General features: G+C 61.0%; 8 protein-coding genes. 2 read left to right on the plus strand and 6 right to left on the minus strand.

Annotated features, from left to right (window positions below):
• Position 1: 1 nt before the first annotated feature.
• Complete coding sequence (locus tag AC1DB0_RS21755; RefSeq protein ID WP_476757770.1) at positions 2-1,447, minus strand: aminotransferase-like domain-containing protein; 1,446 nt, start codon at positions 1,445-1,447, stop codon at positions 2-4.
• Positions 1,448-1,649: 202 nt separating this feature from the next.
• On the opposite strand from AC1DB0_RS21755, the gene AC1DB0_RS21760 reads away from it, so the two are divergent.
• Positions 1,650-2,396, plus strand: coding sequence for an iron-containing redox enzyme family protein (locus tag AC1DB0_RS21760; protein WP_054424449.1), 747 nt, complete (start codon positions 1,650-1,652; stop codon positions 2,394-2,396).
• Positions 2,397-2,404: 8 nt separating this feature from the next.
• Entirely contained in the window at positions 2,405-3,124 is a 720-nt protein-coding gene (locus tag AC1DB0_RS21765) for a hypothetical protein (RefSeq protein WP_454668353.1), read from the plus strand.
• 139 nt (positions 3,125-3,263) lie between these two features.
• Here AC1DB0_RS21765 and AC1DB0_RS21770 read toward each other — a convergent pair whose 3' ends face one another.
• The 5 genes from AC1DB0_RS21770 to AC1DB0_RS21790 form a co-directional block, all read right to left on the minus strand.
• Positions 3,264-5,888, minus strand: coding sequence for a PKD domain-containing protein (locus AC1DB0_RS21770; protein WP_476757771.1), 2,625 nt, complete (start codon positions 5,886-5,888; stop codon positions 3,264-3,266).
• Positions 5,889-6,022: 134 nt separating this feature from the next.
• Entirely contained in the window at positions 6,023-7,453 is a 1,431-nt protein-coding gene (locus tag AC1DB0_RS21775; RefSeq protein WP_175170845.1) for a lytic polysaccharide monooxygenase, read from the minus strand.
• Positions 7,454-7,817: 364 nt separating this feature from the next.
• Positions 7,818-9,353 (minus strand): lytic polysaccharide monooxygenase, encoded by a 1,536-nt coding sequence (locus AC1DB0_RS21780; protein ID WP_476757772.1) that lies wholly within the window; start codon positions 9,351-9,353, stop codon positions 7,818-7,820.
• Between the two features lie 152 nt (positions 9,354-9,505).
• Positions 9,506-10,693, minus strand: a complete 1,188-nt coding sequence (locus AC1DB0_RS21785; protein ID WP_476757773.1) for a sensor histidine kinase — start codon at positions 10,691-10,693, stop codon at positions 9,506-9,508.
• A 150-nt stretch (positions 10,694-10,843) separates the two neighbouring features.
• On the minus strand, positions 10,844-11,530 hold the full coding sequence (locus AC1DB0_RS21790; protein WP_175170843.1) for a response regulator transcription factor: 687 nt from the start codon (positions 11,528-11,530) through the stop codon (positions 10,844-10,846).
• Positions 11,531-11,597 lie beyond the last annotated feature (67 nt).

The raw sequence follows: 11,597 nt of genomic DNA on the forward strand, positions 1-11,597 counted from the left end.
TTCATGCCTGTCTTTTTCGTGCCCGTGCATACGTGGGCATAGCCTCCGAGGCCACGCCGACACGAAAGCGATCCAGCAACGCGCACAGACGCGGGTCGCTCGAATAGCCGATATTGAAGCGCATATGCCGCTCGAAATCGCCTCGGACCGAAAACAGCGTCCCTCTCAGCAGAAAGATCCCATCGCGAAATGCGGCATCAATAAGCCCGTCGATATCGACCTGCGCGCCCAGCCTTCCCCAAAGAAACAGCCCATCGTTGGGCGGCCCGTCGAATGCCACCCCCACCTCGGACAAGGCCAATCGCGCAGCCGAATGCGCCTTCAGAATGCGCCCGCGCAAGGCGCTCAGATGCGCCTGATAGCGTCCCGAGCGCAACACATGCGCCACGATTGTTTCTTGCAATGACGAACTGTGCTGCACCGACAGAATCTTCGCCTCGATGATGGGTTCGCAGAATGCCGGCGGACACGCGACGAAACCGACGCGCAAGGCGGGGCTCAGCACTTTGGTGAAGCTGCTGATGTAGAAGACGCGGCTCAAGCCATCCAGCGAACTCAGGCGCAGATTGCGTTCGGTGCACAGGCTGCCAAATACGTCGTCTTCGATGACATAAAAGCCATAGCGTTCGGCAAGCATCAGCAGGCGATACGCGCACGCGGGCGACAGTGTGAGGCCCGTCGGGTTGTGCAATACGGGCTGAATCACGAACGCCTTGGGGCGGTACTGTTTGGCCACCGCTTCCAGCATGTCCAGATCCGGCCCGTCGGCCATGCGCGGCACCGACACGATGGCCGCTCCCGTTTTCACGAGCTGCGCCTTATGCATCATGTAGCCCGGCTCTTCGACCACCACGGTGTCGCCCGGCCCCAGCAGCATCCCGCTGACCAGTGAAAACGCATGCGTTGCGCCGCAGGTCGTCACAATCTGCGTGGGCTGAGCATTGATCCTGATGTCGGCCAGGCGTGATGCGATCTGCTCACGCAACAGCGGCAAGCCCATCACTGAGACCGGTGTCGAAATGGACACTTCCTGGCGCATCAAGCGGCCAACCACCGCCGGCGGAATGGCGTCTTCCAGCCAATCTTCCGGCAGGAATCCAGACCCCGCAGGCACGGCATATCTGCCGAGATCAACCGCGTTCAACACAACATTTGCCGCGCAGTCGGGCCGCTGCACGGCGCCCTGGTGTTCCGCGTTCAGGATTTCCGGCTTGGGCAGCGCCACGAAAAAACCGGCGCCCACGCGCGAAAACAGCACACCATCCGAGACCAGCCGCGAATAGGCCGATGACACGGTGAAGATACTGACATCAAGATCGCTGGCCAATCGCCGCACTGACGGAAGCCTTGCGCCCACGGGCCAGTGGCCGGCATGGATCAGCCCTTGCACGCCCTCATAAATCTGATCGACGAGCGTGCCTCGTCCCTGTCTATCGAGTGTGAACATACGCTGCGCGTCGAACCTCCCTCGCCTACACGTGTTGAACGCTGCACCAGAGCGGCTCGGCCGAGCATACCCCAAACTGTATGGTCAAACGCCCATAACAGTTTGCGCAGCAACATCAGAAAGGTCATCTGTTCGAATGCGGGCGCCGCACCTACTCTGGACATTTGAGTCCTTGCGCACCCCCCTCTTCAGGCGACTTCCCATGATGACGCTCCCTGTTCCTGTTTCGACCCCCGACTTCCGCGCCGAAATCGATGCCTTGCTTGAACGCCGGCTGACGCGCTTCTACCAGACGGTCAAGGGCGCCGATCATCTGCTCACCAGCAACGCCATTGACCCGGAATACTACAAACGGCATGTCATCGAGATCATCCTGCGCCTGCGCATGAAGCGCGTGATTGACGCCCTGACGGTCCACTACTTCACGAAGACCGATCCGGTGCTGGCCAAGAAATGGGCGGGATACACCGAAGACGAAATGCTTCACGACAGCCTGTTCGCCAACGACCTGGAACGCATCGGGGTGACCAAGGAAGAGATCTATTCCACCGACCCGCTGCTGTCGACGAAGCTGCTCCAAGGGTATTTCTATTACGGACTGGAGCATGAAGGCCGCCCGCTGGCCTCGCTGTGCAGCGCTTACCTGATCGAATCGCTGGCGAACAAGACACAGCCGAAGTGGATCAGCAATATCGAACGTAACTTTGGCGATGGCGCAGCAAGGGGCCAATCCGCCCACGTCAGCCACGACATCGCCGACGAGCACATCGATTTCGTCTGGAGCGTGTTGTCGACCTTTGCCAACACCGAAGCGGACAGACGGCGTATCCGCGAGCACTTCGTCAATATCGCCGTGCTGTTCGAGGCCTTCTATACCGAAATGGCCAGCAAGTTCCTGGAGCGCCAGGAAAACCACGAACCGATTGTCGACGCCATTGCCGCCAATTAGCCTGCCCCATGATAAGCATCAGCCGGTCCGTGTTGCTGCACCGCTTGAAAACCGCGGGCTACGCCATCAGCTCCGTCGTACTGATCAGCTGGGTGACGGATGCATTGAACGAAGGGTTGATGTTCAAGCCGCTGCTGCGATACCTGTACCCGCAGGCCGTCGAGAACTACCAGCATCCGTTCACCGACCACCCCAGCCTGATGATCTGGCTTGTGCCGCTGCTGGCCGCGTTGTTCCTGATGTTCGCCACGTCCACGCTGGCCGTGCACCACTTCAAGCGCCGCCATCTATATCGCTTGAGCCAGCCCGTCGCGGCGCCTGCCATGGCGCATCTGGTGACGCGCGCCACAGGCGGCCAGGCACTGCTGGATGCGCTGCCGATGATCGGGCGCCCGCCCTTGCATACGCTGCACGCCCTATATCTGCAGCCCAACGAACTCACACCGCTTGAGGCGCCCTGCGCGGCGATCGGCATTCGGCTGCGCGCGCGCGCTCTGCCGGACACCCCCGACATCCATCAGCAATACACACGGCTAGGCCACATCCTCGAACAAATCCGCCGCGAGGCCGGACCCGACGAACGCATTGCGTTTGACCTTTCCCACTTGCCGCCGGAGCTGGCTAGCGCCGCCACGCTGGCCTGCCTGGAAAACGATGTGATGCTCTGCTATCTGGACGCCAAGCAGGTGTTGCGCACGCACCGGGTCATCTGCGAAATGCGCGAATAATTCCCACCCCGCAATCCCCAACCCGTAATCCCCAACCCGTAATCCCCAACCCATAATCCCCCACCCGCGCACCCATGAAAAAGCCCCTGCCGGGAGAACCCGGCAGGGGCTGGAACATCAGACGATAGCCTTCTGACGCTTAGCGCAGAATCCAGGCGTCACGCCAGTGCGAACCCGTCCCCGGCGCGTAGTGCGACGGCGAGGCGCTGCACCAGCCTTCATACGGCCAGAGCTTGCACTCGTAGGTCTTGCCGCCATTCTGGACCTTATCGCCCGCCTTGTAGGTCGTGCCAACCTGGTACTGCGGCACGCCGCCCACCACGGGCTTGCCCGCCACGGTCACGCTATGGCTGGCCTGCGCCTCACCACGAGCATTACTGACCGTCAACGTGAAGCGGTACGACGTATCCTTGGTCGGGGTGGGTGCCACGAAGGACAGCTCCGCCTTATCCAAGGCACTGGCCGAAATGCCGGCGGGAACCGTCCAGCGGTAGCGCAAATCGGTACCGACCGACGCCTTGCCCGACAACGTCACGCGATCACCCGCGCCGACCTTGGCCGGGCCGCTCAGCTTGGCTTGGGGCGCGATCACTTCAGGAATCTGCACCTTGGCCTTGACCTTCACAACGTGGCTGGCCGTCGCCGTCCGGCCACGCTCGTCCGTCACGGCAAGCTTGAACGAGAAAGTCCGATCTTCACCGAGAGGCGGCGCGGTGAAGGACGCCGTGTTGCCCGACGCTTCAATCGGCATGCCGTCCACGCTGGTCCAGGCGAACTTCAGGCCTTGGCCCGTCGAACCACTGCCAGACATGACCACGCGTTCCATTGCCTTCGCTTCGACCGGCCCGCTGATCTTGGCAACAGGCAGCGGAATCGGTGCAGGCGTCACATCGCAATCTTCCGGCGACTTCCAGGGCTTGCCCCACGGCGCCGAGTTCACATCCGGCGCTGCATCCACGTTCCAGTAGTTCTGGTGATACAGCTTGCCCTTGTAGGAAACGGCTTCGTTCGGGACGTTGTAGATCTTCTTTGCCTCCCACGCAGGCGCCTTCGCGCACACGCCGACCGCGGCCTTCGCCTTGACCTGAACGCCATGATGCGTGGTCGCGGTGCGGCCTTGCGCGTCGGTCACCTTCACCGAGATGCGATAGGAGACGTCCTGCGTGCTTTCCGGGGCGACGAAGCTGGCTTCGGCGCCTTGCTTGACGAACGTCAGCGCCGGCTGGCTGCTCCACGCATACGACAGTTCCTTGCCGCTGGACTTGGCTGCTGACAAGACAACCTTGTCACCTGCCTGTGCGGTGGCGGGTCCGGTCAAGTAGGCTTGCGGAGGTTCCCCACCCATGGCGTCGCCGCCCAGCAGTTCTGCCGCACGCATCAGGTCCGGTTGCACGCCGATGTTTCTGACCGGGTCCACGACGGGCAACGGGTTGCCGCTGTCCACCAGAATCTGGCGCATGGTCTTGGGGGGAATGTTGCCCAGGCCGCGTTCGCGAGCCAGGCTCTGCAACCACGCCACGCTACCCGCAATGATGGGGTTGGCAGACGATGTGCCGGAGTACTTTAACGTGTACAAATCGTGCTTACCGTCCGCCCACGTCGTGGTGGTCACCTGCCCGCCCCAACTGAACACGTCGACCCGGCTACCGTACTCAGAAAATCCCGCGCGAGCTCCGGTGCCCGGATTGGCCGCTCCGACATAAATCGAACCGGAATCCCGCACCCGGCGGTCATATCGCCCCTTGAACCACGGGTCATCCAGGTTGGCGTTGCCATTCGCGGCCGCCAGGATAACGTGCACGCCCTTTTCCTTCACCAGATACGAGATCGCATCAAAGACGGCGTCAACGTTCTCGACCGGCAGGTAGCAAGTGATGTTGGGACCGCAGCCATTACCCCAGCCGTAGTGCACGCCAATCTGCAGCACGTCTCCGGCGCGCAGCACGTGGCGCAAGTCGATCATTCCCGCAACGCTGTATTTCGTGTAGCCCGCCTGCGCATTCGGCACAATTCCAGTGACACCAAAGCCGTTGCTCTGGCCGAACATGATCCCGGCTGACATGGTGTCGTGAGACCCGGTCACTCCCGAGCCGAGGTTATGCACCATGAAGGGTTTGGGCAGGTCGATGTGATCAAAGTCCCAATGGTCGATTTCGTTCGAGAACAGGCGAACGTTATCGCCGTAGTGGCCTGTCATGCGCTGGGCTTCAAACGCATTGACGCCGCCCAGCTTCCAAACCGCCGACTGTCCAGGCGGCCCCATGTGGGCTTGGCAACGAGACAAATAGGCGCCCGTACAATCGGTGTAGTCGGGAATGCCCGAGATGCTGCTGGCGGGTTCAGCCCCAAATTGCGCATCTTGCGCGATTGGCACCGGAACGGGCTCGATTTGCGCGCTCTCGACCAGCGGATTGGACAGCAGCTGCGCGACCAGGGCCTCGGCGTCAACGCCTTGCAAGGCTTCAGCAGGAATCTGGTAATAGCGCAGCAGGTTATGGCGTTCCAGCGCCTCGACGTCTTCCACGCTGCGCGTCATCGGCGACAGCGCTACCAAGGGATGCATGGCGGGCGTCAGGCGCTTGAGGTCGTCCATGGCCTGCTGACTCTCGGGGCTCGCCGCGCGTCGCAGCGCCGGGTCTGGCGCTTCCGCCTTCAGTCGAACAAAAATGGGACGGGGTTCGTCGCCTTGCGCGGCGTGCGTAACCGGGGTGAAGCCCGCGCTAAACAACAGCGCGAGCAGTGACAAGTGCATAGTCTTTTTCATAAGTCTTCCGCGATCCGGCTAACCGCCAGATAAAAAGGCGCGATAAGAAAAAGCCCCCTCCTGAATCGAAAGGGGGCTCGCGTCAATCAGGAACCGCTGCGCAATGCGCAACGGTTCCCTTCAACGCCCGTGATTTACTTGATCAGGTTCCAGGCCTGGCTCCAGTACAGGCCCTTGCCGGGCTCGTAGTGGAACGGCGACTGGCCGCACCAGTTGGTGTAGGGCCACGGCTTGCACTCGTAGACCTTGCCCAGGTTCGTCACGCGCTCCAGCGGCTTGTAGGCGGTGCCAGCCTTGTAGGCCTGCACGGAACCATCAGTGACGCCGTCGTTGCCGCCGTTGTTGCCGCCTTCGTTACCACCGTTGTTGCCACCATCCACGACCGGCTTGGCCTTGACCGTGACCACGTGGGTAGCGTCAGAGGCGCCCTTGCTGTTGCTGGTCGTCAGCTTGAAGGAGTACTGCTGGTCCTTCGTCAGCGTCGGGGCGACAAAGCTCAGCGTGGGCTGGTTCTTCACGGCGGCGCTGATGCCGGCCGGAACGGTCCACGAGAACTTCAGGTCGCTGCCCGTCGACGCCGCGCCGGACAACTGCACCTTCTGGTCGGCCTGCGCAATGGCGGGGCCAGCGATGGCCGATTGCGGCGCGATCACTTCGGGAGGCGGCGGCTCAACCTGCGCCGATTCCTTGGTCACGGCGAAGTGGTACTTGTTGCCGTCGATCGAGTAGACGTGCGACTTGTCCAGACCTTCAGTGGCGGTCACGGTCTTGCCGTCAGCGCCCAGCAGGCCAACACGAACGCGTTGTGACGTGCTGTTGACCGCATCGCCCAAGGCCTTCGTCCAGCGCTCACCCTGGATGGCGTTCGCGTCCAGCGGCACGCGCAACTGTTCCAGGTATTCGCCATTGCGCTTGGGGTCAGCCAGGCGCCACACCAGCGAATCGCCCGCCACGGGTTGGCCGATCTTGTACAGCGCGCCGATGTCGGTCGGCAGGTTGATGTTGGCTGTGCCTTCGATGTTCACGTCGCCGCACGCGCGATAGGACTCACCCGAGGTAACGCCGTCGCCCACGTGGTTCGTGTTCCACACGCTAACGATCAGGTGGCGGCCCGTCTTGCCCGGGGGCAACGTGCAGCTGTATTCCTGCTCACGGTTTTCGCCCGCGATCGCCGGCGTGAAGTCGCGCTGTTCGCAGAACTTTTCCAGGTCTGAGAATTGCAGCGGCTTGGTGGAGTCGTACGGCATCTTCGTCACGAAGAACTGAATCGACTTCGTGCGGTGAGCCACGGTGTGGTTCCACTTCAGCGTGACCTTGCCATTGGCGTCCGGCTTGAGCGTCGTCACGGGCCATTGGGCCAGTGCGTTCAGGCCGCGATGCGAAGCCTTGGTGCCGCCGTCGCACAGCCGATCCCCCGGCGTGGTCGGGAACGTGGCTTCGCCACCCGGCTTCTGCCAGATCTCGCGCCAGTCGTACACACTGCCGCCTTGCGCCTTGTAGGCTTGGCAGCCTTCGCTCTGACTACCCGCGTAGCAGTGCAGAACGCGCGCCTTCGGAAAAGACATGGTGCCGTGCGCCAAAGCCGTACCGGACATTGCAGCCAGTACCACGCCACCGAGCAACGTAAGTTTGAAAGATCTCATTGGTATCTATTTATAAGAAGAGAGTTGAAGAATCACTGCATGAACGAGCCTGTTCCGCGCAGTGAGACCATTCTCGGCCGCAAGCTGACTCGCACTCAAAGTTGTTGAATGCTTTCTCAAAGCGCTTTAACCACACTTGCATCGCCCTGTTTGAATCGCTTGAAGCACTCCCAAAAAAAATCCCCCGCACTTTCGTGCGAGGGATGAATTACTGCTTGGCGCCGCCTTATTACCCACGGCTTTTTTACGATTTTCGATAACCGCTATGACTTGCGATCAAGCAGAATTACTTGATCAGGTCCCAAGCCTGGTCCCAGTTCAGGCCCTTGCCGGGCGCGTAGTGGAACGGCGAGGTGCTGCACCATGCGGTGTAGGGCCAGATCTTGCACTGGTAGTTCTTGCCACCGTTCGAGACCTTGTCGCCCGCGGCGTACGTCGTGCCTTCCTTGTAGGCCGGGTACGTGCCGGCGCCGCCGGTGTTGCCGCCATCGGTGCCACCGCCGGTGTTGCCACCGTCAGTGCCGCCGCCAGTGCCGCCGCCGGTTTGTTCCTGCTTCTTGACCAGCACGGAATGCGACTTGCTCGACGAACCCTTTTCGTTCGTGACCTTGACGGTGAACGAGTAGGACTTGTCTTGCGCCTGGGCCGGAGCGGTGAAGCTCAGGTCAGCCTGGTTCAGCGCCGAAGCGGTGATGCCAGCCGGAGCGGTCCATTGGTACGTCAGCTTGCCGCCACCGTTGTTCGAACCCTTGGCCGACAGCGAAACGCGCTCGCCAGCCTTGGCCGTTGCCGGGCCAGTCAGTTCAGCCTTGGGCGGGTTGATGACGACGGGCGGGGGATCGACCGGCTCGGGAGCCTTCTGGTCAATCGCAAAACCCACCTTCTTGTTCAGGCCATAGACCTGGTTTTCGGTGTCGCTTTGCTGCGGCGCGACCTGGCCGTTCGTCCCCATCTTGCCAACCCGGATCACGGACGACTTGCTGTTGACTTCCTTGGCCAGCGCGTACATCCACTGGGCAGCCTTTTCTTCACCGGCCTTGACCATGATCGAATGGCTTTCCAGATCGCCCGTGCGGCTCAGATCGAACACACGCAGGGTCATCTTCGAACCGGTATCCACCTGGCCGCCTTGCAGCGCGCCGCTGGCTTGCCATTGCACGTTGGCGGGCATCACTTCCACGTTCGAGCAAGCGTAGAAACCTTCAGCGTTGTCGCTGGGGTCACGTTGCCACACGCTGTAGATCACGCGCTTGCCAGTGAAGTGGGCGGGGATCTTGACGTCGAGCGGGGTGATCGAGTTGTTGGCCGGACGCGGCAGGAAGCCGGTGTCGCCAATCAGTTCCAGATCGTCCCAACGCAGGCCGCGCTTGGGATCGTAGCTGTCCTTGCTGATGTAGGTCTTGAAGTACGTGCTGACGTGAGCTGCGGTCTGCATGTACTTGAACTGCACATTGCCGTTGGCGTCAGGCGTGACAACCGTGGTGGGCCATTCGTGGTTGGCGTCCAGTTCCTTCCAGCTTTCCTTGCCACCGGCGCACAGCAGACCGTCGCGGATGTGGTCTTTGTGGTTGCTCTTCACACCGAGAATGGCGTTGGACTGCCAACTGCCCGCCAGATTGGCGATCTTGCCGCAACCCGAATGCTTGGGGCTGTTCCAAGGCGTGTCGTGCGTGTTGCAACCGTATTCACGGCTGGGAGGATCGATCATCGAACCGTGGGCCGACACCGTGGTCGGCGCCATGGCCATCAACACAGCCTGGGTCAGGGCGGCAACCGGCAATGCCAGCTTGCCGGCTGCGCCGTGCAGGGAAGTTTTCTTCATCAAATATCCTTATTTTTGGGATGTGTTTATGCACGCGACTGGCATCGGAAAAATGCACGAAACCCGCGAAGCGATGCCATTATTCCGCGCCGCTTTCATCACCAAAACCATTCTCAACACAGTCTAAAAAAAAGCGCCGTAAAGGCGCTTTTTCATGAGGCAGGATGCAGGCTTGCACTGAATTTCTCGCGCCTTGCCGCACATTTTTTTTCGTTCGATTCTTTGTGCATCAATGGAAATGTCAGCGAAAAAATGCTGCCTGCTTCCGGCCGCGATTCGACCGACAGATTTCCACTGTGCGCATCGGCCACCGCCATGACGAGCGACAGCCCAAGGCCTACGCCGTCGCCGCGCCGTCCATCGGATTCAATCTGGTAGAACGCCTGGCAAAGCTTCGGCACATCAACGTCCTGAATGCCGATGCCCTGATCCGCTACGCAGATGCGGCCCATGTCACCTTGCCGCTGCACCGTCAACGTGATCCGTGAAGACGGGCCCGAATACTTGATCGCGTTATCCAGCACATTCACGACCGCGCGCAACAACATGCAGTAGTCGCCCGCCACCCACATCGTTTCCGAGCATTCGCGGACACGGATGTCGATGCGCTTTCGTTCGGCCCGAAGTTCAGTTTGATCCACCGCTTCGCGCCCCAGATCTTGCAACGACACGGGCAAAAATTTTGCCTTGTCCAAGCGTTCAGCGCGCGACACGTACATGCAGTCTTGCGCCACCGACAAGCTGTACTGCACCAGGTCACGCACCGAGTCCACGAACTCGTCTTGCTGCGGGTCATTGCTTTGCGCGCTTTGCTTTTCCAGCATCACCAACACCGTCGACAAAGGGCTGCGCAGGTCGTGCATCATTTGTAGCATCACTTCGCGGTCACGCGCGGTGTCTTTCTGACAGGCTGCGGGCGACTGCGCGGCAGCATCCGCCGCTGCCACCGCCTGCTTCAAAACACGCTTGCGGCGCGCCGATCGCGCCGCTTCAAAACGCCACCGCGCCACACAGCAATAGGCCAGCACGCCACCCCATACCGGTGCGAACATCGGCGTCCAGGTGCGCGCGGTGATCACCACCACGGCCGCCACAATCCAAAAGCCGACCAGCCACGCCAAGGCGCGAAGACGCAGCCGCGATTGGCCCGACATGACGAACACCAGCGCCAGACAAGCCAGAATGCCAAGATCCACCCACACGCCCGGCGCGGCCGAGGTGATGGGGTGATCACCCGTGGGCATGGCGAAGCACAGCAAGATGATGCCCAGGTTGCAAAACAGCAGCGCATCGTTCTTTTTCGCGCCCAAGCGCAGGAAAGGCTGAAGTAGCAGTTTCATAGTCGATTCGGGAACAGGGAGACGCGAGCGCAATCGCGGCGGAAATCAGCCGGCGGCGCGAAAGCGGCAAGTCAGAAGGGGGGGGGGAAACACAGATGCCACGGCCACCGTGGCAGAACACTCGGCAAAGCCGTGAAGACGGCCCGCGAATCAATGCATGCGTTCCAAGCGATAGCCGTAGTTGTATACGGTGGCGATCACGTAGCCATTACGCGAGCGCAGGCCAAGCGACGAGCGCAGATTGCTGACGTAAGTCGCCAAGCTGGCGTCGTACTTGCGATCAGCCGTGCCCCAGATGTGTTTGCTGAGCGCATCTTTGGTGATGATGCGTCCGGGGTTCCTGAACAACAGCGTGGCCAAATCAAATTCACGCGTCGGCAAGTTAACGGGACGCCCATCGACGGTGACGGTTTTGGCTTCCAGGTTGAAAGCGAAGTGCCCCACCTGGAATAGCGCGCTATTGGCTTCGTCCCGTTGCGACTTGCGCAACTGCGCAGTCATGCGCGCCAGCAGTTCGCGTTCACGCACGGGCTTTTGCAGGTAGTCATCAGCGCCCTGGTTCAACGCCTGAACGATGCTTTCTTCGTCGTCGCGCTGGGTCACCATCAGGATGGGCAGCTTGGGCGACATATTGCTGCGCGCCCACTTCAGCACGGCCATGCCGGAGGCGCCCGGCACTTCCCAGTCCAACAGCACGACGTCAGCCGGCTGCGTTTTCAGCAAGGCGATAAAGCTGTCGCCATCGCCTCGTGTGTAGACCTGATGGCCATGGCGTTGCAGCAGCTTGGTAACCCACTCAACCTGAGCGGGAGAGTCTTCGAGAATCGCGACGATCATTCAGTAGATTTCCTATTGGCGGCAATTCCCGAATGACTATTTTTCTATTCCGGCAATCACATTTGAT

It is taken from the genome of Achromobacter sp. 10T422, assembly GCF_056394065.1.